At 58.3% G+C, this 23,792-nt stretch carries 25 protein-coding genes; 12 read left to right on the forward strand and 13 right to left on the reverse strand.

What is annotated here, in order from left to right:
• Positions 1-97 precede the first annotated feature (97 nt).
• On the forward strand, positions 98-1,222 hold the full coding sequence (locus ACZRMH_RS12505) for a GNAT family N-acetyltransferase (RefSeq protein WP_464013656.1): 1,125 nt from the start codon (positions 98-100) through the stop codon (positions 1,220-1,222).
• 18 nt (positions 1,223-1,240) lie between these two features.
• On the opposite strand, the gene aqpZ is transcribed toward ACZRMH_RS12505, so the two are convergent.
• The 4 genes from aqpZ to ACZRMH_RS12525 all read right to left on the reverse strand — a co-directional run bounded on the left by aqpZ (position 1,241) and on the right by ACZRMH_RS12525 (position 5,815).
• Positions 1,241-1,942 carry an aquaporin Z gene (gene aqpZ / locus ACZRMH_RS12510; protein WP_464013657.1) on the reverse strand — a complete coding sequence of 234 codons (702 nt, stop codon included), beginning with the start codon at positions 1,940-1,942 and terminating at the stop codon, positions 1,241-1,243.
• Positions 1,943-2,143: 201 nt separating this feature from the next.
• On the reverse strand, positions 2,144-3,976 hold the full coding sequence (locus tag ACZRMH_RS12515) for an ABC transporter ATP-binding protein (protein ID WP_464013658.1): 1,833 nt from the start codon (positions 3,974-3,976) through the stop codon (positions 2,144-2,146).
• A 196-nt stretch (positions 3,977-4,172) separates the two neighbouring features.
• Complete coding sequence (locus ACZRMH_RS12520) at positions 4,173-4,736, reverse strand: peptidylprolyl isomerase (protein ID WP_464013659.1); 564 nt, start codon at positions 4,734-4,736, stop codon at positions 4,173-4,175.
• 155 nt (positions 4,737-4,891) lie between these two features.
• Positions 4,892-5,815: a LysR family transcriptional regulator gene (locus tag ACZRMH_RS12525; protein WP_464013660.1), complete on the reverse strand. Its 924-nt coding sequence runs from the start codon at positions 5,813-5,815 to the stop codon at positions 4,892-4,894.
• Between the two features lie 156 nt (positions 5,816-5,971).
• Between ACZRMH_RS12525 and ACZRMH_RS12530 the strand changes: the two genes are divergently transcribed.
• The 3 genes from ACZRMH_RS12530 to ACZRMH_RS12540 all read left to right on the forward strand — a co-directional run bounded on the left by ACZRMH_RS12530 (position 5,972) and on the right by ACZRMH_RS12540 (position 8,258).
• The gene (locus ACZRMH_RS12530; RefSeq protein ID WP_464013661.1) at positions 5,972-6,571 is read left to right on the forward strand and encodes an FMN-dependent NADH-azoreductase; all 600 of its coding nucleotides are present in this window, start codon (positions 5,972-5,974) and stop codon (positions 6,569-6,571) included.
• A gap of 225 nt (positions 6,572-6,796) precedes the next feature.
• Positions 6,797-7,657: a carboxylate/amino acid/amine transporter gene (locus tag ACZRMH_RS12535; RefSeq protein ID WP_464013662.1), complete on the forward strand. Its 861-nt coding sequence runs from the start codon at positions 6,797-6,799 to the stop codon at positions 7,655-7,657.
• A gap of 40 nt (positions 7,658-7,697) precedes the next feature.
• Positions 7,698-8,258: an RBBP9/YdeN family alpha/beta hydrolase gene (locus tag ACZRMH_RS12540; RefSeq protein WP_464013663.1), complete on the forward strand. Its 561-nt coding sequence runs from the start codon at positions 7,698-7,700 to the stop codon at positions 8,256-8,258.
• A 160-nt stretch (positions 8,259-8,418) separates the two neighbouring features.
• Here ACZRMH_RS12540 and ACZRMH_RS12545 read toward each other — a convergent pair whose 3' ends face one another.
• Positions 8,419-9,705, reverse strand: a complete 1,287-nt coding sequence (locus ACZRMH_RS12545) for a mechanosensitive ion channel family protein (RefSeq protein ID WP_464013664.1) — start codon at positions 9,703-9,705, stop codon at positions 8,419-8,421.
• Positions 9,706-9,896: 191 nt separating this feature from the next.
• On the opposite strand from ACZRMH_RS12545, the gene ACZRMH_RS12550 reads away from it, so the two are divergent.
• Positions 9,897-11,243, forward strand: coding sequence for a DEAD/DEAH box helicase (locus tag ACZRMH_RS12550; protein ID WP_464013665.1), 1,347 nt, complete (start codon positions 9,897-9,899; stop codon positions 11,241-11,243).
• Between the two features lie 230 nt (positions 11,244-11,473).
• On the opposite strand, the gene ACZRMH_RS12555 is transcribed toward ACZRMH_RS12550, so the two are convergent.
• Entirely contained in the window at positions 11,474-12,196 is a 723-nt protein-coding gene (locus tag ACZRMH_RS12555) for a TorF family putative porin (RefSeq protein ID WP_464013666.1), read from the reverse strand.
• Between the two features lie 194 nt (positions 12,197-12,390).
• Positions 12,391-12,570, reverse strand: a complete 180-nt coding sequence (locus tag ACZRMH_RS12560) for a hypothetical protein (RefSeq protein ID WP_048360704.1) — start codon at positions 12,568-12,570, stop codon at positions 12,391-12,393.
• A gap of 358 nt (positions 12,571-12,928) precedes the next feature.
• On the opposite strand from ACZRMH_RS12560, the gene ACZRMH_RS12565 reads away from it, so the two are divergent.
• The 3 genes from ACZRMH_RS12565 (at position 12,929) to ACZRMH_RS12575 (ending at position 15,194) form a co-directional block, all read left to right on the forward strand.
• Positions 12,929-13,765 (forward strand): CvfB family protein, encoded by an 837-nt coding sequence (locus ACZRMH_RS12565; RefSeq protein WP_464013667.1) that lies wholly within the window; start codon positions 12,929-12,931, stop codon positions 13,763-13,765.
• A 23-nt stretch (positions 13,766-13,788) separates the two neighbouring features.
• On the forward strand, positions 13,789-14,193 hold the full coding sequence (locus ACZRMH_RS12570) for a DUF2177 family protein (protein ID WP_464013668.1): 405 nt from the start codon (positions 13,789-13,791) through the stop codon (positions 14,191-14,193).
• A 71-nt stretch (positions 14,194-14,264) separates the two neighbouring features.
• Positions 14,265-15,194, forward strand: coding sequence for a DMT family transporter (locus tag ACZRMH_RS12575; protein WP_464013669.1), 930 nt, complete (start codon positions 14,265-14,267; stop codon positions 15,192-15,194).
• Here the strand turns inward: ACZRMH_RS12575 and ACZRMH_RS12580 are convergent.
• The gene (locus tag ACZRMH_RS12580) at positions 15,142-16,323 is read right to left on the reverse strand and encodes an MFS transporter (RefSeq protein ID WP_464013670.1); all 1,182 of its coding nucleotides are present in this window, start codon (positions 16,321-16,323) and stop codon (positions 15,142-15,144) included. The two genes, ACZRMH_RS12575 and ACZRMH_RS12580, sit on opposite strands and share 53 nt — an antisense overlap.
• A 103-nt stretch (positions 16,324-16,426) precedes the next feature.
• Between ACZRMH_RS12580 and ptrR the strand changes: the two genes are divergently transcribed.
• Positions 16,427-17,329 carry a putrescine utilization regulator PtrR gene (ptrR, locus tag ACZRMH_RS12585; RefSeq protein ID WP_464013671.1) on the forward strand — a complete coding sequence of 301 codons (903 nt, stop codon included), beginning with the start codon at positions 16,427-16,429 and terminating at the stop codon, positions 17,327-17,329.
• Between the two features lie 127 nt (positions 17,330-17,456).
• Positions 17,457-17,582 (forward strand): PA1414 family protein, encoded by a 126-nt coding sequence (locus tag ACZRMH_RS12590; protein ID WP_003441703.1) that lies wholly within the window; start codon positions 17,457-17,459, stop codon positions 17,580-17,582.
• Between the two features lie 117 nt (positions 17,583-17,699).
• On the opposite strand, the gene ACZRMH_RS12595 is transcribed toward ACZRMH_RS12590, so the two are convergent.
• From ACZRMH_RS12595 to speB, 3 genes are all read right to left on the reverse strand, one after another.
• Positions 17,700-18,182: a hypothetical protein gene (locus ACZRMH_RS12595; RefSeq protein WP_464013672.1), complete on the reverse strand. Its 483-nt coding sequence runs from the start codon at positions 18,180-18,182 to the stop codon at positions 17,700-17,702.
• Between the two features lie 201 nt (positions 18,183-18,383).
• Positions 18,384-19,763, reverse strand: coding sequence for a sodium:solute symporter family protein (locus tag ACZRMH_RS12600; RefSeq protein ID WP_464013673.1), 1,380 nt, complete (start codon positions 19,761-19,763; stop codon positions 18,384-18,386).
• A gap of 62 nt (positions 19,764-19,825) precedes the next feature.
• Entirely contained in the window at positions 19,826-20,776 is a 951-nt protein-coding gene (gene speB / locus ACZRMH_RS12605) for an agmatinase (protein WP_464013674.1), read from the reverse strand.
• Positions 20,777-20,991: 215 nt separating this feature from the next.
• On the opposite strand from speB, the gene ACZRMH_RS12610 reads away from it, so the two are divergent.
• Positions 20,992-21,885, forward strand: a complete 894-nt coding sequence (locus ACZRMH_RS12610) for a LysR family transcriptional regulator (RefSeq protein WP_464013675.1) — start codon at positions 20,992-20,994, stop codon at positions 21,883-21,885.
• Positions 21,886-21,902: 17 nt separating this feature from the next.
• On the forward strand, positions 21,903-22,511 hold the full coding sequence (locus ACZRMH_RS12615; protein WP_464013676.1) for a tRNA-uridine aminocarboxypropyltransferase: 609 nt from the start codon (positions 21,903-21,905) through the stop codon (positions 22,509-22,511).
• Between the two features lie 145 nt (positions 22,512-22,656).
• On the opposite strand, the gene ACZRMH_RS12620 is transcribed toward ACZRMH_RS12615, so the two are convergent.
• The gene (locus ACZRMH_RS12620) at positions 22,657-23,055 is read right to left on the reverse strand and encodes a YbaN family protein (RefSeq protein WP_464013677.1); all 399 of its coding nucleotides are present in this window, start codon (positions 23,053-23,055) and stop codon (positions 22,657-22,659) included.
• 8 nt (positions 23,056-23,063) lie between these two features.
• Positions 23,064-23,651, reverse strand: coding sequence for a UPF0149 family protein (locus tag ACZRMH_RS12625; protein WP_019828755.1), 588 nt, complete (start codon positions 23,649-23,651; stop codon positions 23,064-23,066).
• Between the last annotated feature and the right edge of the window lie 141 nt (positions 23,652-23,792).

Raw genomic sequence — 23,792 nt, forward strand, 5'->3', positions numbered from 1 at the left:
AGCAAGTCTGTGACAGTGATTTCAGTCGCTTAAAACCGCTGGCGGCTGGCTTGTGGTGCTACCATCGGCGCTCTACGCCGCGCTTCGGGGACTCTCAATGCCGTTACAACGACTGGACAGCCTGTCTGCCATTACCGCTCAGGAATGGGATGCACTGGTGCCAGTGGCGCAGCCGTTTTTGCGTCATGCCTTTCTCAGCACCCTTGAAGACAGCGCCAGCCTGGGCCCGCATTCGGGTTGGCAGCCCGAGCACTTGTTGCATTACGAGAACGGGCAACTGCTGGCGGCGCTGCCCAGTTACCGAAAATGGCACTCCTACGGCGAATATGTGTTTGATCACGAGTGGGCGCAGGCCTGCGAGCGGGCGGGCATCGAGTACTACCCCAAACTGCTGACCGCAGTACCCTTCAGCCCCGTCAGTGGCCCGCGCCTTTTGGCCGCCCGTGCCGAGGACGGGCTGGAGTTGCTGGCGGCATTGCCCGGGTATCTGGAGATAGAAGGGCTGTCCAGCGCCCATATCAATTTCACCGATACCCTGGCTGATACCGCACTGGAGCAACAGAGCGGCTGGATGCAACGGCTGGGTTGCCAGTTTCATTGGCAGAACCGTGAGTACCGCGACTTCCAGGACTTTCTCGATGCCCTCAGTTCACGCAAGCGCAAGCAGATGCGCAAAGAGCGCGAGCAAGTGGCGGGGCAGGGCTTTGAGTTCGAATGGCTCGAAGGACAGCAGGTCAGCGAAGCGCAATGGGATTTTGTCTATGCCTGCTACGCCAATACCTATGCGGTGCGTCGGCAAACGCCGTACCTGACCCGGGCGTTTTTCAGTCTTTTGGCCGAGCGTATGCCCGAATCTATCCGCCTGGTGTTGGCCAAACAGGGCTCGACCCCGGTAGCCATGGCTTTCAGCCTGATCGGGGGAGGCAGTTTGTATGGTCGCTATTGGGGTTGCCTGGCCGAGTACGACCGCCTGCATTTCGAAACGTGCTTTTACCAGGGTATGGATTACGCCATTGCCCAGGGTATCCAGCGCTTTGATGCCGGTGCCCAGGGCGAGCACAAGCTGATCCGCGGCTTTGAGCCGGTGATCACCCATTCATGGCATTACCTGCGCCATCAGGGCCTCAAAGCTGCCGTGAGTGACTTTCTGCAGCGTGAGCGGGTCGGGGTGCTGGCGTATGCCGAAGAAGCGAGGTCGGCACTGCCCTATCGGCAGGCCTGAACCTCGCGCCGGGGCTTGTCAGTTGTCTTCCTTGCCCAGCCAGCGATAGGTCAGCCCGCCGATGGCTGCGCCTATCAGCGGCGCCAGCCAGAACATCCACAACTGTTGAATCGCCCAGCCGCCGACGATCAGGGCCGGGCCCGTGCTGCGCGCCGGGTTGACCGAAGTGTTGGTGACCGGGATCGAGATCAGGTGGATCAGGGTCAGCGCCAGACCGATGGCGATAGGCGCGAAACCTGCAGGGGCCCGTTTATCAGTGGCGCCCATGATGATCAGGATAAACATCGCCGTCATGGTGATTTCAATTATCAACCCCGAGACCATCGAGTAGCCCCCGGGTGAATGCTCGCCATAGCCGTTGGCAGCCAGCCCGCTGGCGGCCAGATCAAAGCCGGGCTTGCCGCTGGCAATCATGTACAAAAGCCCGGCCGCAATCACCCCACCCAAGACCTGGGCAATGATATAGGCAGGCAGTTCTTTGGCAGGAAAGCGCCCGCCGACCCACAGGCCGAACGATACGGCAGGGTTGAGATGGCAGCCGCTGATATGGCCGATAGCGAACGCCATGGTCAGCACGGTCAGGCCAAAAGCCAGTGCAACCCCGAGCAGGCCAATGCCGACATCCGGGAACGCTGCGGCAAGCACAGCGCTGCCACAACCGCCAAGTACCAGCCAGAAGGTACCGAGCAACTCAGTTACGGAACGTTTGAACAAGGTCATGGGAATGTCCCGGATAGATAAATCTATCGAGCAATTGAAGCTGCGTCGCCTCCTGCGGTTGACTGCAGAATTCTCCCGAATCCTTCTTTCAGTACAGCACTCTCCGGGCTTTTTACCAGTACCATAAAAAACGCCAGAGCCCTTTTAAAACGGGCGCTGGCGTTGTGTTTCACGGGCTTTACAGCTGGCTGATTGCGAGGCTCAGTCGATACCGACAAAGCCTCCCGTCTGGTGCTGCCAGAGCCGCGAGTACAAACCGCCCCGGGCGAGCAGTTCGCTGTGGGTTCCGGTTTGCGCGATATGGCCGTTTTCCAGCACCACCAGCCGGTCCATGCGGGCGATTGTTGAAAGGCGGTGAGCAATGGCAATTACGGTTTTGCCTTGCATCAGGGTTTCGAGGCTTTCCTGAATGGCGGCCTCGACTTCCGAGTCGAGAGCCGAGGTGGCTTCGTCCATGATCAGGATCGGCGCGTTCTTGAGCAGCACGCGGGCAATAGCGATGCGCTGGCGCTGACCACCGGAGAGCTTGACCCCGCGCTCGCCGACATGGGCATCGAAACCGGTGCGGCCCTGGGCATCGGACAGCAACGGGATAAACTCATCGGCCCGGGCTTTGCGCACGGCTTCCCACAGCTCTTCGTCGGTTGCATCCGGTTTGCCGTACAGCAAGTTGTCACGGATGGAGCGGTGCAGCAGCGAAGTGTCCTGGGTAATCATGCCGATCTGTTCGCGCAGGCTTTCCTGGGTGACTTCGGCGATATTCTGATCGTCGATCAGGATGCGACCACCTTGCAGGTCATACAGGCGCAACAACAGGTTGACCAGAGTCGACTTGCCAGCGCCCGAAGGGCCGATCAGGCCGATTTTTTCGCCGGGCTTTATCACCAGGTTGAGGTCGCTGATGATCCCGCTGCGTTTGCCATAGTGGAAATCAACGTGCTCAAAGCGCACCTCACCACGGTTCACGGTCAGGCGCGGTGCATGTTCGCGGTCAGTCACCGCCACTGGCTGGGCGATGGTTTGCAGGCCGTCCTGGACCATACCGATATTTTCAAAAATGCCGTTGACCACCCACATGATCCAGCCGGACATATTGACGATGCGGATCACCAGGCCGGTGGCCAGGGCAATGGCGCCGACGCTGATCAGCGACTGGCTCCACAGCCACAGCGCCAGGCCGCTGGTGCTGACAATCAGTAGGCCGTTCATGGTAGTGATGACCACGTCCATGCTGGTAACGACGCGGCTGGCCAACTGGGTTTTTTCGGTCTGTTCGATAATGGCTTCGCGGGCGTACTGCTGCTCGAAGTGGGTGTGGGCAAACAGTTTCAGGGTGGTGATATTGGTGTAGCCGTCGACGATGCGGCCCATCAATTTCGAGCGCGCATCGGAAGACACCACCGAGCGCTCTTTGACCCGGGGGACGAAGTAGTACAAGGCGCCGATATAGCAGACGATCCAGGTCAGCAGCGGGATCATCAGGCGCCAGTCGGCTTCGGCAAACAGCACCAGCGAACTGATCGCGTAGATCAGTACATGCCACAGGGCATCGACCGCCTGCACGGCCGAGTCACGCAGCGAATTACCGGTTTGCATGATGCGCTGGGCGATGCGCCCGGCGAAATCGTTCTGGAAGAAGTTGAGGCTTTGCTTGAGCACGTAGCTGTGATTTTGCCAGCGAATCATGCTGGTCATGCTCGGGCTCAGGGTCTGGTGCACCAGCAGGTCGTGCAGGCCAAAGAACACCGGACGGATGATCAGTGCGACCACGGCCATCCAGATCAGCTCGCCACTGTGGACCCTGAAGAAGTCGGTATTGGGCGTGCCCTGGGTCAGGTCGATCAATGTGCTCAGGTAGCTGAACAGCGACACCTCGATCAGTGCCGCGATCAGCCCGACCACCAGCAAGGCGGCGAAGATGGGCCAGACCTGACGCAGGTAGTAGAGGTAAAACGCCCAGACAGTGCTGGGAGGGGCGGCGGTGGGAGCTTCGCGGAAAATATCGATCAGTTGTTCGAAACGGCGATAAAGCATTGGCACTGACGCCCGCAGCGCGGGCTCTCCTTTAGTGGTGTGACCGGTGCAGCAAAATTCTGTAGTCGCTGCCGCAGGCTGCGATAAGGTTCGCAGGACCTTTAAGAAAGGGCTGCGATGCAGCCCATCGCAGCCTGCGGCAGCGACTACAGGGTCTGACTTTGACCAATCAATGCTTCCTGCATGATTGAGGCTATCAGTCGATACGCTTGGCTGACTTGATCAGTACCGGGTCGATCGGCACATTTTGCATGCCCTGTTTGGTGGTGGTTTGCGAATTGACGATCTGGTCAACCACGTCCATGCCATTTACTACCTTGGCGAAGACGGCGTAGCCGGCGTCACGGCCCGGGTCCAGAAACGCATTGTCGGCCACGTTGATAAAGAACTGGCTGGTCGCGGAGTTCGGGTTGGAGGTGCGAGCCATCGACAGGGTGCCGCGCACGTTATGCAGGCCATTGCTGGCTTCGTTCTTGATCGGGTCACGAGTCGGCTTTTGCACCATCTGCGAAGTGAAACCGCCGCCTTGCACCATAAAGCCCGGGATCACACGGTGGAAAATGGTGTTGTTGTAGAAACCGCTGTCGACGTATTTGAGAAAATTGTCGGTACTGATCGGTGCCTTGACCGGGTCCAGTTCGATTTCGATCTTGCCGAAGCTGGTATCCAGCATGACATGAGGGGCTTTGGCGGTGTCAGCAGCCATCAGGTTGGTGGCTAACAGCAGGGCGCCAGCGGCAAGAGCAATTTTTTTGAGCATGGTTCAGTGATCCTGAAAAGTGGGGTGACTGTTCAATGCCACACTGGCAGCGGTGCATTGAACCAGTGCCCGTGCCACATCCTGCAGAGGCGGATGTTCACGGGCGGCGGGTGTTGGACAGGATATTCCCGAATCAGGTTCCTGCCCACTGCTCTTCACGCTTGCTGCGGCGCAGCGAAAGGTGCATCCAGCGGGGCTTTGTCGAAAGTTTGCAACAATTCGACAAGGATTTGCGTGGCCGGGCCCAGCGGTTTGTCCTTGTTGGCATACAGGAAAAACACCGGGTGGCGGTCGCCGCCCTGATTAAGTGGTAATGGCTTGAGTACGCCTTCCTTGAGTTCGCGTTCGATCATGTGCCGTGGCAACCAGGCAAAGCCCAGCCCGCTGCCAACAAAGGCGGCGGCCGTGGCCAGGCTGCCCACGGTCCAGCGCTGCTCGGAGCCGAGCCAGCCGACATCCCGTGGTTGCTGGCGGCCGGAGTCGCGGATCACGACTTGCAACTGGCTTTCCAGATCCTGGAAGTGCAACTCCCGCTGCAGGCGATGCAACGGGTGGTCCGGGTGGGCCACCGCGATAAATTCCACAGTGCTCAACTCGGTGCCCAGATAACCGGGAATATTGAAACTGCTGATAGCCAGGTCAGCCACGCCTTCGAGCAACACCTCCTCGACACCGGACAACACTTCTTCACGCAGACGCACGCGACAGCCACGGCTTTGCGGCATAAAGGCGGTCAGGGCGCGCACCAGCCGGGCATTGGGGTAGGCAGCGTCGACCACCAGCCGGACCTCGGCTTCCCAGCCTTGCTCCATATGATGGGCGAGGTCTTCGAGCTGGCTGGCTTGCTTGACCAGTTGCCGCGAACGGCGCAGCAATACGCCGCCTGCCTCGGTTAGCACCGCCTTGCGCCCGTCGATCCGCAGCAGCGGTACGCCGAGTTGGTCCTGCATGCGGGCCACGGTATAACTGACGGACGACTGCGAACGGTGGAGTACTTCCGCAGCCTGGGCGAAGCCGCCATGGTCAACCACAGCCTGCAAGGTGCGCCATTGATCAAGGGTCACGCGGGGCGCTTTCACGATAAATTCCTCTGGTGTTGAACTGACGACAGGATACCGCTAAACAAACAGGTTTATAGATAGGTTGTAGCAGGTATTTACGCTTTTTTATCGAATCAATGCTCTCTAATCTTCACTCCATCGCCTTACAGCACTTACCGATGGAGCTTATCCGCCATGTCCAACGTTCTGATCATTGAAAGCAGCGCCCGCCAGCAAGGTTCGTTTTCCCGCCAGTTGACTCAGCAGTTCGTCAGCCAGTGGCAAGCAGCCCACCCTGCCGATCAAGTGACTGTTCGCGACCTCGGCCTGAACCCGGTGCCACATCTTGACGCCAACCTGCTGGGTGGCTGGATGAAACCCGAAGCGCAACGCAATGCTGACGAGCAGGCCTCTCTGCAGCGCTCGAACGAGCTGACCGATGAGTTGCTGGCCGCTGACGTACTGGTGATGGCGGCTCCGATGTACAACTTCGCCATTCCGAGCACCCTCAAGGCCTGGCTTGACCATGTATTGCGCGCCGGAGTGACCTTCAAGTACACCGAAACCGGGCCGCAAGGGCTACTGGCCGGCAAGCAAGCATACGTACTGACTGCGCGCGGCGGGCTATATGCGGGTAGCACCACGGATCATCAGGAACCCTATCTGCGTCAGGTCATGGCGTTTATCGGAATTCACGATGTGACCTTTATCCATGCCGAAGGCATGAACCTGGGCGGTGACTTCCAGGAAAAAGGCCTCAACCAGGCCAAGGCCCGGCTGGCTGCAATCGCATAATCTGTTAATCGGCAGATAATCGCCCGATGGCTTAATCGATTCATTGCTCCTTCAAGCATGCGGTTCGCGCATCGAACCTCCCTTTGCACTTTCTTGAGTGCTCGTACCCGATCAGCCCTTGCGCTGGATCGGGTTTTTTTTGTCCGGGTTTTGCAGGGGTCTGGTATTGGATGAGGGAAAACCGCTAAGGTCGCGCACATTCTTTGGGGCGCGGGCGAGATATCCATGGGCTATCTGTTATTTATCACCTTTGTTCAGGCGTTTTCCTTCAACCTGATTGGCGAGTATCTGGCCGGGCAAGTCGACAGTTACTTTGCGGTGCTGGTGCGCGTGGTACTGGCGGGGCTGGTGTTTCTGCCACTGACCCGCTGGCGTCAGGTAGAGCCCGGCTTTATGCGCGGCATGCTGCTGATCGGCGCCTTGCAGTTCGGTATCACCTACGTCTGCCTGTACCTGAGCTTCCGGGTGCTGACGGTGCCTGAGGTGCTGTTGTTCACCATCCTGACGCCCTTGCACGTGACTCTGATTGAAGATGCACTTAACCGCCGATTCAATCCGTGGGCGCTTGTCGCGGCGCTGGTGGCGGTGATGGGGGCTGCAGTGATTCGATTCGACAGCATCAGCCCGGATTTCCTCAAAGGCTTCTTGCTGCTGCAACTGGGCAATTTCACCTATGCCGCCGGTCAGGTGATGTACAAGCATCTGGTGGCCCGCTACCCGAGCGATTCGCCGCATTACCGGCGCTTTGGTTTCTTTTATCTGGGGGCTTTGGCGGTGGTGCTGCCTGCGTTCCTGATGTTCGGCAAAGCCGATTTCTGGCCGCGTGGTCCTGTGCAGTGGGTTGTGCTGGTGTTTCTCGGGCTGGTGTCTACCGCACTGGGCATGTACTGGTGGAACAAGGGCGCTTGTATGGTGCGGGTCAGCACCCTGGCGGTGATGAACAACATGAGTGTGCCGGTGGGCTTGTTGATCAACCTGCTGTTCTGGAATCAGAACGAGCCCTTGGGCCGGTTGTTGATCGGCGGGCTGGTGATTGTCTTTGCCGTCTGGATCAGCCGGCTAGACCGCAGGGCTGTGACGGTCTAAGGTCAATCCCAGTCATCCATCGCCTGAAGGGAGAGTCGCAATGACAGTCAGGGTGTTGATATTGCCGGGCCTGTTCAACTCAGGAACAGAGCATTGGCAATCTCACTGGGAACAGCGCTACAGCGGATTGCACCGGGTAAAACAGGAAGACTGGGAAACTCCAGTCTGTACTGACTGGGTGCAGAACCTGCAGAAAAAGATCACCAAGAGCGAGCGGCCGGTGGTGCTGGTAGGCCATAGCCTGGCGTGTACGCTGATCGCCCGCTGGGCGCAGCAGCACCCCAAGGAGGCCAGGCGGGTGCGCGGGGCGTTGCTGGTAGCACCCAGTGATACCGAAGCCGAGAGTTATCCGGCCGGTACCAAGGGCTTCAGCCCGATGCCGCTTGATGCCCTGCCGTTTGATGCGATCACCGTGGCCAGTACCAACGACCCCTATGTGACCCGCGAACGGGCCAGCGCATTCAGTGAAGCCTGGGGCAGCGAGCTGGTCTGGCTGGAGAATGCCGGGCATATCAATGGCGAAGGTGGCTTTGGCGCCTGGCCACAGGGGATCGAGTTGCTGTTCAGGCTGACGGGAGATCCGCAGTTCAAGCAGGCCTGACACTTAAGGCCTGTTGGAGCTTGGTCTGATGGGAAACTGTGGGAGCGGCGGTGCGACGATTCGACTTGCTCGCGATGCAGGCAACTCGGTTTATCTGGCGGGCCGAGGTGATGCCATCGCGAGCAAGCCCGCTCCCACAATGGTCCAGCTCCCGCAGGGATCAGGCGTCTTCGGGCAACAACAGAGGTGAATGCATCTTGCTCAGCAAACCCTTGCGCAGGTCATTGCCGCTCGGTTGCTGGTACACGCTCAGGCCAAACTCGGGCAGCACTGACAACAGATAGTCAAAAATATCACCCTGAATACGCTCGTACTCATCCCATACCGTGGTCCGGGTAAAGCAATACACCTCCAGCGGCACGCCTTGAGGCGTGGTTTGCATCTGGCGAACCATGCAGGTCATGTTCGGCTGTATGTCGGCATGGCTCTTCAGGTAGGCCAGGGCATAGGCGCGGAACGTGCCGATATTGGTCATGCGCCGGCGGTTGGCGGACAGGGCGGCAACGTTGCCCTGGGCTTCGTTCCAGCTTCGTAGCTCGGCTTTCTTGCGATGCAGGTAATCGCTCAGCAAGCGCACGCCTTCCAGACGCTGCTCCTGCTCATCGGTCAGAAAGGCAATGTCACTCGCGTCAATAAACAGGCTGCGCTTGATCCGCCGTCCGCCAGATTGCTGCATGCCACGCCAGTTCTTGAACGACTCGGACATCAGGCGCCAGGTCGGAATCGAGACAATGGTCTTGTCGAAATTCTGTACTTTGACCGTGTGCAGGGTGATATCGATGACATCACCATCGGCACCGACCTGCGGCATCTCGATCCAGTCGCCGACCCGCAGCAGATCGTTGCTGGTCAGTTGCACACTGGCCACGAACGACAGCAGGGTATCCTTGTAGACCAGCAGGATGACCGCAGACATCGCTCCCAGACCCGAAAGCAGCAGCATCGGCGAGCGATCGATCAGGGTGGCGACGATGATGATGGCCGAGAACACATACAGCAGCATTTTCGTCAGCTGGATGTAACCCTTGATCGGTCGGGTCTTGGCGTAATTGGTGCGCGAGTAGATATCGAGCAGGGCGTCCAGCAGCGAGCTGATGACCCGCGTCAGCACGAAAATGGTAATGGCCAGCGCCAGGTTACCGAGGAAATGGCGACCGTTGTCGCTCATATCCGGCACCAGGTTGCGCCCGAACTGCACCATCAGCGAGGGCGTCAGTTGCGCCAGGCGATGGAATACTTTGTGTTCGCGTAAATCATTGATCCAGTGCAGGGCCGGTTGGCGGCCGAGCATTTTGGTCACGCGCAGGACAATAATGCGGGCGATGTGTCCGGCCAGCAGGGCAACGCCCACCAGAACGATCAGGCCCAGCATGGCCGAAACCCAGGGATGTTGATCCAGGTTGGCCCACAGGTCCTGGATTTGGGTCCAGAGTGGTTGAGTATCCATAAGCTAAAACGATATCCGGTAATAAATGGCCATGGGATTAGAGCACTTCAGGGCGATTTATGGGGCTTGATTGGACTAAAGACCCTAAAAAACCATTTGTTTCATGCCGTTCGTGCAAAGTAACTCGGCCTTGGCGCTCGAAACCGTTACTCTATGCCGCTGATTTTTTGTATTTCTTCGAGGTAGCACCCGTGTTTTCCGATTTCGCCCTGCACGAACGCCTGCTTAAAGCTGTGGCCGAGCTTAAATTTGTCGAGCCTACACCTGTGCAGGCAGCGGCCATCCCGCTCGCGCTCGAAGGGCGTGACCTGCGGGTTACAGCTCAAACCGGGAGTGGCAAGACTGCCGCTTTCGTCCTGCCGATTCTCAATCGCCTGATTGGTCCGGCCAAGATCCGTGTCAGCATCAAGGCCTTGATCTTGCTGCCGACCCGCGAGCTGGCACAGCAAACGCTCAAGGAAGTTGAGCGTTTTTCGCAGTTCACGTTTATCAAGTCCGGCCTGATTACCGGCGGTGAAGACTTCAAGGTCCAGGCCGCCATGCTGCGCAAGGTGCCGGATATCCTGATCGGCACCCCTGGCCGTCTGCTGGAGCAACTGAACGCCGGCAACCTCGACTTGAAAGAAGTTGAAGTGCTGGTGCTCGACGAAGCCGACCGCATGCTCGACATGGGCTTCTCCGAAGACGTGCAGCGTCTGGTCAACGAGTGCCCTAACCGTCAGCAAACCATGTTGTTCTCGGCGACTACCGGTGGTTCGGGCTTGCGCGAGATGGTTGGCAAGGTTCTGGACAATGCCGAGCACTTGCAGCTCAACCAGGTCAGCCAGCTGAACGCCACCACGCGCCAGCAAATCATCACCGCTGACCACAACCAGCACAAAGAGCAGATCGTTAACTGGCTGCTGGCCAACGAGACGTATCAGAAGGCGATCGTATTCACCAACACCCGCGCCATGGCTGACCGCATCTACGGTCGTCTGGTGGCTCAGGACTACAAGGCGTTCGTCCTGCACGGTGAGAAAGACCAGAAGGATCGCAAGCTGGCTATCGACCGTCTGAAGCAGGGCGGCGTGAAGATTCTGGTTGCCACCGACGTTGCGGCCCGTGGCCTGGACGTTGAAGGCCTGGATCTGGTGATCAACTTCGATATGCCACGCAGCGGCGACGAGTATGTACACCGTATCGGCCGTACTGGCCGTGCCGGTAACGACGGGCTGGCAATCTCGCTGATCTGCCATGGCGACTGGAACCTGATGTCCAGCGTTGAGCGTTACCTGAAGCAAAGCTTCGAGCGCCGCACCATCAAGGAAGTCAAAGGTACCTACGGCGGTCCGAAAAACGTCAAGGCCTCGGGAAAAGCGGTTGGCGTGAAGAAGAAAAAGACCGACGCCAAGGGCGTGAAGAAGAAGTCGGGCGCCAAGGCACCGACCAAGCGCAAGATCGCCAACCGCCCGAAGACCGACGCCCTGTCGCTGGTCAGCAAGGACGGCATGGCACCGCTCAAGCGCCGCAAGCCAGAAGCTCCAGCAGCTGAATAAAGCGCTGGCGTGACACACAAAAAACCCGGCCTGCGCCGGGTTTTTTGTTGTTTGCCTATTAAACAGCTGTCTGCGATGGGCGCGCGGCGGTCTGGCAGGCAAGCCGGGGCGAAGCCATCGCGAGCAAGCCCGCTCCCACAATTGTGTGGTCGTACTGAAATCAAAACCTGTGGGAGCAGGCTTGCCTGCGATGGCATCACCGCGGTTGGCCTGACAGCTGGTGGCATGGATCAGTAAAACGTCCGCTCGGCCTTGAATGTCAGCAAGCTGTCACATTGGGCATTCTGCCCTGAATACGCCGAGCACTCGCTGCCGTCCAGGCTGGAGTCGCTGTAGATCAGGTTCAGGTCGATGCCCATCCAGGGTCGCGAGAATTTGATCGACCAGTCATTGAACCCCCGCACGCTGCCGCCCTCGGCAATGGATACCGGCGTACCCAACTGGTGAGAGGTGTATTTCATGCTCACCCCAATGCCAAAAGGCTGGTTGACCCCCAGGTCGGCAAACAGTGTGCTGTCGCGGCGGTCCGGGTCATTGCTGAAGGCGGCGCCAAAGCGCGTGCCCAGCACGGTGAGGCCAGCAAATACCTGCTGGCTGTCCAGTGAGTCGACTTTAGGGTAGCTGTAATGGATCACCCCCAGCTCATAGCTCAGGGTCTGGTCGAAGGGGTGTTTGTAGCCGAGGTAAGAGTCCACTTCCAGATTGCTGCCAGGCTTGATGCCCATGGTGGGCGCCCATTGGCCAACATACCAGCCGCTGTCGTGGGTCAAGTCCAGGCCGCCATGAAAGGTCGAGCCAGGGCTGGTGGGTTTGACCAGGCCCTGGGCCATGCTGCGGCTGGGCTGGGTGGCCAGCTTGAGATTGAAGTCGCCCAGTTCGCGGGCAAAGACCTGTGCATCCGCAATGGTGCTGGTCAGCAAAGTGCCGGCCAGCAATACCGCCCGTGTGAGCATGATCGGCTCCCTATTTGGGCTCAAAGGCTTGATTCAGAGCCTTTGGAGCATACGCAGGAATATCCGCGAGAAAATGCCGTTCGTCGATTTATCGATTCGGATCAGGGGTGTAGCAGGGGAACAAAGAGGATAAATCGATAGTCCTAGCGCCTTGAAGGGCAAAGCGCATAAGGACCAGATGACGCGAGGGGGTATTACTTTTTGCCGAGCGTGATTTGCTTGGACGGGCCAAAGGTCTGGCCGCTGACGCCTTTTTTGATTTCCTGAATTTCGCCGCCGGATTTCAAGAATGCTTCGATTTGAGCATTGATTGAGGCGCTGGTTTCAACAGCGGGAGCTGGCTTTGCTTTGCTGGCGGATGCTTTTACACGCATGGCGGCTATTGTCCTGTAGAAAATAACTTGGCCAGCGATAGTACCTGAAATACTTGACAATTGCTTGTTAAATATCTTCGTAAAATAATATCGGCGCAGTGTGAGAAGAGATAAACCCTCACCTCATTGTCGTCTAACTCGCTGTTTTAATTCATAACGAGGGAGGATTTTTATAGCTGATCAGGCGTGCCCGGAGGGCTTGTCAGCCCCCATCAGGCTGACGAATGGCGCCCAAGGCCCGCCAGAAAAACCTGATAAATCAAACCTTTCGCAGATTTTTTGAATACCGGGCGGCAGCGTTCCAATTCGCCCCCCTAAACTCGGGTAGAATGCCGCCTACGTAATGAGGGTATTGGACATGGCTTTAATCGGTCGCTACAACAGTTTGCAAGTGGTTAAACATACAAGTTTTGGTTTGTATCTGGACGGTGGGGCCGACGGCGAAATCCTGTTGCCCAATCGTTATATTCCCAAAGATATTCCAAGCGAAGATGAAGATTGGCTCAACGTCTTTGTTTATTTGGACAGCGCGGACAAGTTAATTGCCACGACTGAAAAGCCAAAAGTTCAAGTCGGTGAATTTGCCAGTTTGAAAGTGGTTGAAGTTAACAGCATTGGCGTGTTCCTCGATTGGGGCCTGCCAAAAGATCTGCTGTTGCCGTATTCCGAAGAAAAACGCCAGATGACTGCCGGCGAATATGTCGTGGTGCACGTCTACCTCGACAAGCACACTCGTCGTATTACCGCGACCGCGCGTCTGGACCGTTACCTGGACAAAACCCCGGCCAATTACCAGGTCGGCCAGGAAGTTGATCTGCTGGTGGCCGAGGCCACGGACATGGGCTTTAAAGCCGTGATCAACAACAAGCACTGGGGCTTGATCCACAAGAATGAAATCTTCAAGTTCATGCGTGCGGGCAAGCAGGAAAAAGGCTACATCAAGGAAGCCCGTACGGACGGCAAGATCAGCCTGAGCTTGCAGCCGGTTGGCCAGGAAGCAGCCAGCAGCCTGAACTCGAAGATCCTCAGCAAGTTGCGCGACAACAACGGTGTGCTGGCGGTCAGCGACAAAAGTGCTCCGGAAGTGATCAGCAACCATTTTGGCGTGAGCAAGGGCAACTTCAAAAAAGCCATTGGTGCGCTATACAAGGAAGGCAAGATTGCGATCCATCCGGACCGCATCGAACTGATCTGACCCGACGCGGGAGGGCTGGCGACATGAGCAAGGCAGTGTGGGCGTATATGGGTGCGTTACTGGCTTTTCTGGTGCTCGACGGCCTGTGGCTGGGCCTGCTGATGAGCTCTACCTATAAAGAGCTATTGGGCTCGCTGATGCTGGCGCAACCCAAGTGGGGCCCGGCCATCGTGTTTTACCTGCTCTACGTGCTCGGCGTGGTGTTCTTTGTCGTGCTGCCGGCCCTTGCCCGGGCCAGTGCGCGCAGGGCTGCACTGGCCGGTGCGTTCTTCGGGCTGGTGGCCTATGGCACCTATGACATGACCAACTGGGCGACGCTGCAAGGCTGGTCGGCCCAGCTGGCATTGATGGACATGGCGTGGGGCGGGTTGCTGACCTGCCTTGCTTCGTTGTCGGGTTATTGGGCGGCACGCAAGCTGGCGTCCTGATTGTCTTCGTGTAACAGATAAGCACTGTGCTGTTTTCGACCTTTATCGGCGTGGCTTTTTTCGGGTGAACTATGAGTGTTTCGCGGCGAGCAACGGATGCTTTCGCACTGCAAGTGATGTTGGGGTTGTGCCTGATCTGGGGTGTGCAACAGGTCATCATCAAACTTGCCGCACCTGATATCGCGCCGGTGATGCAAGCCGCCATGCGCTCCGGCATTTCGGCGCTGCTGGTGGGCCTGCTGATTTGCTGGAAGGGCGGCTGGAGCCAGGTACCCGCCACCTGGCGTGGCGGCTTGCTGGCCGGCAGCCTTTTCGGTATCGAGTTTCTGTTTATTTCTGAAGGTCTGCAGCTAACCAGCGCCGCACATATGTCGGTATTTCTTTATACCGCGCCCATTTTCACTGCCCTTGGAATCAACTGGTTGCTACCCAGCGAGCGTTTGCGGCCATTGCAATGGCTGGGGATCGTGCTGGCATTTATCGGCATTGCCTTTTCCTTTGCCGGCGGTGTTTCTTTCGCCGATATGGATCGCAATATGCTGCTGGGTGATGCCTATGCGATTCTTGCCGGCATGGCCTGGGGCGCAACGACCGTGGTGGTGCGTTGCTCGCGTCTGTCAGAAGCGCCGGTAACCCTGACCCTGTTCTATCAGTTGTTGGTCGGTTTTCTCGGGTTGTTGGTGATCGCCGCTGCTAGCGGTCAGATCAGCCATGTTAGCCTGACCACCGTGGCGGTGGCCAGTGTGCTGTTCCAGGGGCTGGTGGTGTCGTTCTTCAGCTATCTGGTGTGGTTCTGGCTGCTCAAGCGCTATATGGCCTCCAATCTGGCGGTGTTTTCGTTTATGACCCCGTTGTTTGGTGTGACCTTCGGCGTGCTGGTGCTGCACGAGCCGTTGAGCGCCAACTTTGTGGTCGGCGCCATTCTGGTGTTGTGCGGTATCACCTTTGTCAGTGCCGAGCAGTGGGTGCGTCGCAAAGTGCGCGCTCTGCTGGGGAACTGACCGACTGCCAGGCCAGTACGCCCGCTATTAGCAGTCCGCTGGCGGCTATGGCCAGCGCTGGTTGCAGGCCACCGCTGAAATGGCTGCTGAGCGCCGCCAGCAATGGCCCGGACAACTGGCCCACGGCAAAGCAGGCGGTCAGCAAGGCGGCGTTACGTGCTGTGGCATGGGGCGCCAGATCCCGTGAGCGCTGCATCACCAGTGGCATGCAGGCCAGAAACGGGGTGCCGCACAGGATCACTCCCAGCGCCAGACCGGCACTGCTCGGTAGCAGGCAGGCCAGCACGCCAAGGGCTTGAATCCACAGCCCGCCCATTAGCCAGAAGCGCGTGGTCCCGGGGTGCGGCCGACGAAAACTGATCAGTACCACACCAATGGCCGCACATAGCCCGAAGGCTGGCCAGAACAGATCGGCTTGCCACTGGCCATGAAAGCGCGCGTTGGCCATCTGTGACAAAAACGTCGCCGGGATGATGTAGCCCAACCCGTAGAGCCCATAAATCGCCCCCAAACGTGCTATCCCGGGTTGGCGGCTATTGGGCTGCGTCGTTTGAGGCTGGGCGGCAAGTGCGGCGGGTTGCGGCAGCGCGGGCAAAATCAGCAGCAGCATCAGCAGTGCCGCTACGGCATAAATCATCCACAGCGTGGCCGAGCCTTGCCCGGTTAAATTGGCCGCCAGTGCCAGCAGGCCGGTCAGCATTACCCCAAGGCCGGGCCCGGCAAATACCAGTGCGCCAAGACGCGGGCGATTGGTGGTGATAGCTATGTGCTGGCTGAGTGCGGTAATCATCACCATGACCCAGGCACTGGCGATACCGGAGCCAAAGCGCAAGAACAAGTGTGGCCAAAAGCCCTGGGCCCAGTACGAAACCAGGGTCAGCCCGACGCATAGCCACAGGCCAGTGTGCAAGCGGCCACGCACCTGATCGGGGCGCCTGGCGCGCATGGCATCCAGGGCGCCGATCAGATAGCCCAGATAGTTGGCGGCAGCAATCAGTCCGGCGCCGGTCAGGTCGATCTGACCTTCGCTGATCAGGTGCGGCAGTTGTGGGGTCAAGGAAAAACGGCCAATACCCATGGCCATCATCAGTGCGATAAGGCTGGCAAGTAAGCGGATCAGGGGGGACATGCTGCGAATTCCTGAAAGTGAACAATGACCGTCAGGCTAGTGGTAATTGACTTTCCTTAAAAATGAATAATAGTGACCTACTTGTTCTGTTTTGGAGAATGGTGTGGAGTTCAGCCAGTTACGTATTTTTCAGGCCGTGGCCGAAGAGGGTTCCATCACCCGTGCGGCTGAGCGTTTGCACCGTGTGCCTTCCAACCTGTCGACACGGCTCAAGCAGTTGGAAGAACAGATGGGCGTTGAATTGTTTATGCGCGAACGTCAGCGCCTGCAGTTGTCTCCGGCGGGTCAGGTGCTGCTGGACTACACGGCACGGCTGTTTGCCCTGCACGATGAGGCATTGGGGGCGGTGCAAGGTGGAGTGCCTTCGGGCAAGTTCACTTTGGGTACCATGTACAGCACGGCGGCGACCCATTTACCGGCCTTGCTGGCGCGCTACCATCGCACCTATCCGGCGGTAAACCTGCATGTACAGTCGGCGCCGAGCGGTGAGTTGCTTGAAGGCTTGTTGACCGGGCGTCTGGATGCTGCGCTGGTGGATGGCCCGCTGGAGCTGGCCGGGCTGGATGGCGTGGAGTTCTGCAAGGAAAGCCTGGTGCTGATCAGTGATCTCGATCATCCGCCGATTACCCGTGCCCGGGATGTGCAGGGCAGGGAAGTGTTTACCTTTCGCCAGGGCTGTTCGTATCGCACCCGGCTGGAGGCCTGGTACGCCAGTGACCGTGCGGCCATGGGGCGGGTGATGGAGATTGAGTCCTACCAGGGCATGCTGGCGTGTGTGGTTGCGGGGTCGGGTGTGGCGCTGATGCCAGCTTCGATGCTGGCCAGCCTGCCGGGGCGTGAAAGTGTCGGCGTACATGCCTTGCAACAACCTTTTGCCAGCGCCACAACCTGGCTGATGTGGAGAAAAGGCATGATGGGCGCCAACCTCAATGCATGGATAGAGCTGCAACAGACGCCGCCGTTGGCAGAAGATGCAAAGTCGACGCAACTCAAGGCTTCGTCGTGAGTCATATTTGTAGGAGATTAGCCTAAAGTTCATTGACCTTAGGCAAGCATTACGTAGGACTTCGGACTATTATCTGTGTGAAGCGACTACAGAATTCCCGTCGCCAGAGTGACCCCAAGGGGGAAATATGAAAGACAAACTGCAAACCTGGCTTCATGACGTTGGTGTTGCGCTTGGCCTGATTGAGCCGCCACTGCAACCTGTGCCGATTCCTGTCGAGGATCCGCGCCGTCGTCCGCAACGTCGCCGTTAAGGGCACGTTAGCGCTGAACGCATTTTGACTGCTTTTCTTCTTCTTATCCTTGGCCGTTGAAAAGGCCAAGGAAGGGCGGATAAAGGGCAGTCTTTACTGACCCTGATTCTGGGCTAGCTAGCCCATGGTATAGCGCACACTGTAATTAAGTGGGGCGCTGTCTGTTTTTTCCGTTACTCGAGCCGAACACTTCACATCTTCAATCCCTGTCGAGGTCGCGCTGGCTGTTCGAGCGGAGCTCAGTGTCGGCCTGAAAACCCCGAATGACTGGCTGACCCTCAGCTCTGTGGTGAAGGTACATTCCCGATTGCCGCTGGCATATGAAATAACTTCGCGCAGTGTGGCCGGGTTTTTTCTGGGGTAGCCGAAGTTGGTTTTGTAGTTCGCCTCGAATGAATGTTCGCTAAGCGGGTTTACATCAAAGAAACCCGGCTCGGCCAGCGACAGGTTCCAGTTCGAGCGATTGAGCGTGAGGGGGCTGGACGTGTTGTTGACGATCTCGAATGTCAGTGTGGTGATTTGCGCTTGAGCGCTGGCGCTGGTTAGGGTCAGGCCGCTGGCAATCAGAGTGATGGCCAGGTATTTGTTGAAGTGGGTCATGGTATTAAGTCCATTTAATCAAAGGCTGTTTGAACGTGTGCAGCGACATCCCATGTCGCTAATTTCAAGACTAGCTGGATTGATTATTCGGCTTGCAGCGATAAGACGCTGTATTGGCAAGGTATTGGAGTCTGGGGTTGTAGGGCAGGCAAAAAAAACGGGTACGACCTGTGAGGTCGTACCCGTTGAAGAACACCGCTATCAGGCGACGCTGGTCACCGGGGCAGGGCGTCGGTCGAGCAGGCTGACCACAATAAAGCTGATCAGCGCCACGCTCAGGCTGTAATAGATGGGGGTGTTGGCTTCCAGGCCGTCCTTGAACATAAACCCCAGTGCCGTGACAAAGCCCAGGCTCATGCTGGTAATGGCGCCTGCGGTGGTGGCGCGCTTCCAGAAAATCGCCCCGATCAATGGCACCAGCATGCCGCCGACCAGCAGGTTGTAGGCCAGGGTAAGTGCGCTGATCACGTCATTGACCACCAGTGCGATCCCGAGCACGGCAAAGCCGGTCAGCAAGGTAAACAGGCGGTTGATATTGAGGCTCGACTGTTTGCCGCCGCGCAGTCGTGGCAGCAGGTCTTCGGTCAGCACCGTGGAGGCAGCCAGCAAACCAGCGCTGGCGGTCGACATCATGGCCGCCAGTGCTGCCGCAATCACCAGCCCGCGAATGCCGTCGGGCAACGAGACTTTTACGATAGCGGCGAAGGCGTTGTTGACGTTGTCCAGGTCAGGCAGCAGTACATGGGCGGCCATGCCGATCAGTGCACAGGTCAGGCCGTAGAGAATGCAGTAGAAGCCTGCGAACGTACCTGCGTACTTCGCCACTTTGGCGGTCTTGGCGGTAAACACCCGTTGCCAGATGTCCTGGCCGATCAGGATGCCAAAGAAGTAGATCATAAAGTAGGTGATGATCGTGTCCCAGCCGATGCTGGTGAAGCTGAAGTTCGAGGCTGGCAGTTTGCTCACCAGCTCGTCCCAGCCGCCGACGCGGTACAGGCAGATCGGCAGCAGCACAAACATCAGGCCGATGGTCTTGATCGCAAATTGCACGATATCGGTCAGGGTCAGTGACCACATGCCGCCGATGGTCGAATACACCACCACCACGCCACCGCCGAGCAATACCGAGATCCAGAAGGGCAGGTCAAACAGCACTTCCAGCACGGTGCCGATGGCCAGGATCGAGGTCACGCCGATCATCAGTGCGTAGGCCAGCATGATCACCGCGCTGGCCTGACGCGCCATCGGGTTGTAACGTTTTTCCAGTACCTGGGTCACGGTGAAGATTTTCAGCTTGAGCAGCGGTTTGGCCAGGAACAGGTTGAGTGCGATGATCCCGCAGCCCAGCGCGGCACACAGCCAGAACCCGGAAATCCCGTGGACATAGCCCAGGCGTACGGTGCCGACGGTTGAAGCGCCGCCGAGTACGGTTGCGGCCATGGTGCCCATGTACAGGGTGGGGCCGAGGTTGCGCCCGGCAACCAGATAGTCTTCGTGAGTTTTTGCCTTGCGCATGCCGTAGTAACCCAGCACCAGCATTGCCGCAGCGTAGATAAGGACGACCAGTAGATCTAAAGCCATGATGGCAATCTCCGATTATTTTTTTTATGGGTGCAGCTAGTCACGGTGCGGTGCAGATGTCCTTATCGATGCACTACGCCGGGTAATACGCAGAGCATTTCGTAGAGCAGGTTGGCGCCCAGCAATGAGGTATTGCCGGTGGTGTCGTACGGCGGCGAGACTTCTACCAGATCACAGCCAACAAGGTCGAGTCCCTGGCAGCCGCGGATGATTTCGATCGCCTGGATGGTGGTCAGGCCGCCGATTTCCGGGGTGCCGGTGCCAGGTGCCCAGGCCGGGTCGATGCCGTCGATGTCGAAGCTTAGATAGACCGGGCCATTGCCGACTTTCTCACGCACTTCGGCCATCAGGGGTTCAAGGGATTTGTGCCAGCACTCTTCGGCCTGCACAACTCGGAAACCCTGGTTGCGGCTCCAGTTGAAGTCATCAGCGGTATAGCCCTGGGCGCGCAGGCCGATTTGCACCACGCGGTCGCAGTCCAGCAGGCCTTCTTCTACGGCGCGGCGGAAGGTGGTGCCGTGGGCGATTTTCTCGCCGAACATATGGTCGTTTACATCGGCGTGGGCATCGATATGCACCAGCCCGACCTTGCCGTGCTTTTTATGAATCGCCCGCAGGATCGGCAAGGTGATGGTGTGGTCGCCGCCCAGGGTCAGCGGGATTACGTCGTGCTCAAGGATTTCGTCGTACGACTCTTCGATGATGCGCACCGCATCCAGCAGGTTGAAGGTGTTGATCGCCACGTCACCGATATCGGCAACCGACAGCGAGTCGAACGGTGCGGCGCCGGTGGCCATGTTGTAGGGACGGATCATTACCGACTCGGCGCGAATCTCGCGAGGTCCGAAGCGGGTGCCGGGGCGCAGCGAGGTGCCGATATCCAGAGGCACGCCGATAAAGGCGGCGTCCAGGCCCTTGGCCGATGGCAGGTGCGGCAGGCGCAGCATGGTGGCGATGCCGGCGAAGCGCGGCATTTCATTGCCACCCAGTGGTTGATGAAGAATTTTGTCCACGGGAAAGGCCTCGTCGTTTGTTGTGGTTATGGCGGTCGATTCTGCGAAAGGCGCGTGGCGGGAAGAATCGCTGTGGGCAAATACTTAGTTCAGATTTTTCTAAACTAATGGTCCGGCTCGGGATAGACTTTGCACCATGCCCTCACCCCAACCCTCTCGCTTTGGGTGAGGGTCAGTCAGCTCCACCGCCTAACCAAAAGATGCCCGGAACGCCCATGGCCAACGCTTTACCCGATCTGAAACTATTGCGAATCTTCGCCAGCGTGGTCAGGCATCAGGGCTTTGCCAGTGCGCAGCAGGAACTCAACCTGTCGACCTCGGCCATCAGCACCTATATGAGCCAACTTGAAGCCAATCTGGGGCTGGTGCTGTGCCATCGCGGGCGCGGCGGCTTCAGTCTGACCAGCAAAGGCGAGCTGTTTCATCAGGAAACCCTGAGACTGCTGGGCGAGCTTGAAGGTTTTGAGCAGTATGCGGCTGCGCTCAAGGGGGAATTGCGTGGCACCCTGAACCTGGGAGTTATCGATTCCACGGTTAGCGACAAGGCTTTGCCTTTTGCCGAGGCGATTGGTGCCTACAGTCAGGAACACCCGGCAGTCCACCTGCACCTGTCGGTGATGAGCCCCTATGAACTGCAACTCGGCGTGCAGGACAACCGCCTGGACCTGGCCATTGGTGCGTTTTCTACGCGTATGAGCGGGCTGGTCTATCAGCCGCTGTATCGCGAGCAACACTGGCTGTACTGCAGCACGCGTCATCCCCTGTTCGCCGAGCGGCGCATCCCCGAGCCGGTCATTACCCAGCAGCGCATGGTCGGGCGCGGCTACTGGAGCCAGGCCGAGCTGGCACGCCACGGTTTCAAGCACAGCGCAGCGACGGTCGACAGCATGGAGGCGCAGCTGATTCTGGTGCTGTCGGGGGCTTATATCGGTTACTTGCCCGAGCATTACGCCGAGCCCTGGGTGGATAAGGGCGACTTGCGTGTGCTGCTGCCCGCGACCTTTGGTTATCAGGCGCCGTTTTCGATGATCGTGCGCCGTGGTCGCAGCCGTGAACCGCTGATTCAAACTTTTCGCGATTTGCTTAAAGCGCAACTTAATCAACCTTGAACGAGAGCTTTACCTTTATGTCACGCGTCCAATGCCCTCGCTGCTTGCGCCCGCAATCGCACTGTTTGTGTGAGCTGATTCCACAACTGCCCAGTCGTACCCGGGTATTGCTGCTGCAGCATCCGAGCGAGGTCAATCATGCGCTGAATACCGCAAGGCTTGCCGCCCTGGGTTTGATCAATGCAGAGCTGGTGGTGGGTGAAGTGTTCGAGGGCCTGGAAGCCTTGCTCAGCCCGCCGGGGTATCAGGCGCGGTTGTTGTTTCCGGGGGAGGATGCACAGTTGATTCAGGCGAGTGTTGCCTCGGGTGACTCTCGGCCGTTGCTGTTGGTGGTGCCGGACGGCACATGGCGCAAGGCGCGCAAGTTGCTGCACCTCAACCCGTTGCTGGCGCAATTGCCCCGGGTCACGCTGCCCGAGGGGGCGGTATCGCGTTATCGGTTGCGCAAGGCACCGGGGCCGGGTGCCCTGTCGACTCTGGAAGCCATTGTGCAGGCCCTGGAGATCATCGAGGCTCCGGCATCATTTGCGCCGTTGCTGCGCCCGTTTGAAGCGCTGATCGAAGGGCAGATCGAGGCGATGGGGGCAGAGACCTATCTGCGCAATCATGGCGACAAGTCTGTGTAATTGATTCCTGCAAGGTTTGGATTTTGTTAGCGCTACAAGACCTGTGGGAGCTGGCTTGCCTGCGATGGCATCTGCGCGGTTTGGCTGTCAGGCCGCGTCGCCTGCATCGCGAGCAGGCTCGCTCCCACGAATATCTGTGTATCGCTCAGGGTCTTTCGAGGGTTTTTTGCCGCAGGATGTAAATGCTCACCAGCACCGCGCTGGTCAGCATAAAGCCCCGCGCCCAGGGTAATGGCACCAGATAGCAGGACACGCCGATGCTCAGCCACATCAGGCCAATGGCGTAGACCTTGCCTTTAAGTGGAATGCCGTTGCCATCAAGGTAGTCGCGGATCCATGGCCCGAGCCGTGGGTGCTCAACCAGCCATTGATAAAAACGTGGTGAACTGCGCGCAAAGCAGGCGGCAGCCAGGAGCAGAAAGGGCGTTGTAGGCAGTACCGGCAGGAAAATGCCGATCACCCCCAACGCTACGCTCAGCCAGCCGATGGCAAATAGAACGTAGCGCAGCAACCGCGGGCGGTTGCTGAAAGAGGGCGGTGTCACTGAATCAATCAGTGGTGACGTGGCTTGAGGATCGCCGGTTTTTCGTCAGGTGCCTGGCACAGCAGGTACAGGGCGGTCAGCGCTTCCGGGATCTGAACGATCATGTCGTCCATCAGGTTGGCATCCTTGGCGATGTCTTCAAACTCTGGCTGATCATCGAACAGACCCGAACCCACCATGATAGGCAGCAGCATTTCGCTGACTTCTTCTTCGGCGGTTTCGAACCAGGCCGCTTCACGCATGAAGACGCCTTCCATAAAGCCGACACACCAGCCGCGCAGATCGGAATCATCCGGCTCGTCGCCCAGATCCAGATCGCATGGCAGCTCGAACTCTTCGTCGGACGCCAGTTGGCGAGCGATATGAGCCTTGAGCTGGATCAGCGTGCCTTCGATCTCGGCGCGTTGGGCATCGTCCTTGTAATGCGGGGCTTCAGAGAAGATCGCGTCGATCCACTCACGCTCAGGAACTTCTTCAGAGCAGATGGACAGGGCTGTCAGATAGCCGTGGGTGGCCACGTAGTCCAGCGCCTCGTCATGCAGCTCGTCGGCGTCGAGGAAGACTTGCAGGCGGGTTAGTTGCTCAGCGAAGGACATTAAAGTGCTACCTAGTAAATAAACGATAGCGAATTCTAGGCTTTCTTGAGCGCCCAAGCCAGTCGCAGGGCACATTTGCCATCAGTTTCCGGTTATCGCTGTTGCAATTACACCCCCCGCAGCGGGGGAGCGCTCGGGTAT

The organism is Pseudomonas sp. B414, from assembly GCF_055408445.1.

What these genes read in the sequence shown, in the direction of transcription:
- ACZRMH_RS12505 (WP_464013656.1), top strand. Translation starts at nt 98, where the DNA reads ATGCCGTTACAACGACTGGACAGCCTGTCTGCCATTACCGCTCAGGAA.
- aqpZ (WP_464013657.1), bottom strand. Translation starts at nt 1,942, where the DNA reads ATGACCTTGTTCAAACGTTCCGTAACTGAGTTGCTCGGTACCTTCTGG.
- ACZRMH_RS12515 (WP_464013658.1), bottom strand. Translation starts at nt 3,976, where the DNA reads ATGCTTTATCGCCGTTTCGAACAACTGATCGATATTTTCCGCGAAGCT.
- ACZRMH_RS12520 (WP_464013659.1), bottom strand. Translation starts at nt 4,736, where the DNA reads ATGCTCAAAAAAATTGCTCTTGCCGCTGGCGCCCTGCTGTTAGCCACC.
- ACZRMH_RS12530 (WP_464013661.1), top strand. Translation starts at nt 5,972, where the DNA reads ATGTCCAACGTTCTGATCATTGAAAGCAGCGCCCGCCAGCAAGGTTCG.
- ACZRMH_RS12535 (WP_464013662.1), top strand. Translation starts at nt 6,797, where the DNA reads ATGGGCTATCTGTTATTTATCACCTTTGTTCAGGCGTTTTCCTTCAAC.
- ACZRMH_RS12540 (WP_464013663.1), top strand. Translation starts at nt 7,698, where the DNA reads ATGACAGTCAGGGTGTTGATATTGCCGGGCCTGTTCAACTCAGGAACA.
- ACZRMH_RS12545 (WP_464013664.1), bottom strand. Translation starts at nt 9,705, where the DNA reads ATGGATACTCAACCACTCTGGACCCAAATCCAGGACCTGTGGGCCAAC.
- ACZRMH_RS12555 (WP_464013666.1), bottom strand. Translation starts at nt 12,196, where the DNA reads ATGCTCACACGGGCGGTATTGCTGGCCGGCACTTTGCTGACCAGCACC.
- ACZRMH_RS12560 (WP_048360704.1), bottom strand. Translation starts at nt 12,570, where the DNA reads ATGCGTGTAAAAGCATCCGCCAGCAAAGCAAAGCCAGCTCCCGCTGTT.
- ACZRMH_RS12565 (WP_464013667.1), top strand. Translation starts at nt 12,929, where the DNA reads ATGGCTTTAATCGGTCGCTACAACAGTTTGCAAGTGGTTAAACATACA.
- ACZRMH_RS12570 (WP_464013668.1), top strand. Translation starts at nt 13,789, where the DNA reads ATGAGCAAGGCAGTGTGGGCGTATATGGGTGCGTTACTGGCTTTTCTG.
- ACZRMH_RS12575 (WP_464013669.1), top strand. Translation starts at nt 14,265, where the DNA reads ATGAGTGTTTCGCGGCGAGCAACGGATGCTTTCGCACTGCAAGTGATG.
- ACZRMH_RS12580 (WP_464013670.1), bottom strand. Translation starts at nt 16,323, where the DNA reads ATGTCCCCCCTGATCCGCTTACTTGCCAGCCTTATCGCACTGATGATG.
- ACZRMH_RS12590 (WP_003441703.1), top strand. Translation starts at nt 17,457, where the DNA reads ATGAAAGACAAACTGCAAACCTGGCTTCATGACGTTGGTGTTGCGCTT.
- ACZRMH_RS12595 (WP_464013672.1), bottom strand. Translation starts at nt 18,182, where the DNA reads ATGACCCACTTCAACAAATACCTGGCCATCACTCTGATTGCCAGCGGC.
- ACZRMH_RS12600 (WP_464013673.1), bottom strand. Translation starts at nt 19,763, where the DNA reads ATGGCTTTAGATCTACTGGTCGTCCTTATCTACGCTGCGGCAATGCTG.
- ACZRMH_RS12610 (WP_464013675.1), top strand. Translation starts at nt 20,992, where the DNA reads ATGGCCAACGCTTTACCCGATCTGAAACTATTGCGAATCTTCGCCAGC.
- ACZRMH_RS12615 (WP_464013676.1), top strand. Translation starts at nt 21,903, where the DNA reads ATGTCACGCGTCCAATGCCCTCGCTGCTTGCGCCCGCAATCGCACTGT.
- ACZRMH_RS12625 (WP_019828755.1), bottom strand. Translation starts at nt 23,651, where the DNA reads ATGTCCTTCGCTGAGCAACTAACCCGCCTGCAAGTCTTCCTCGACGCC.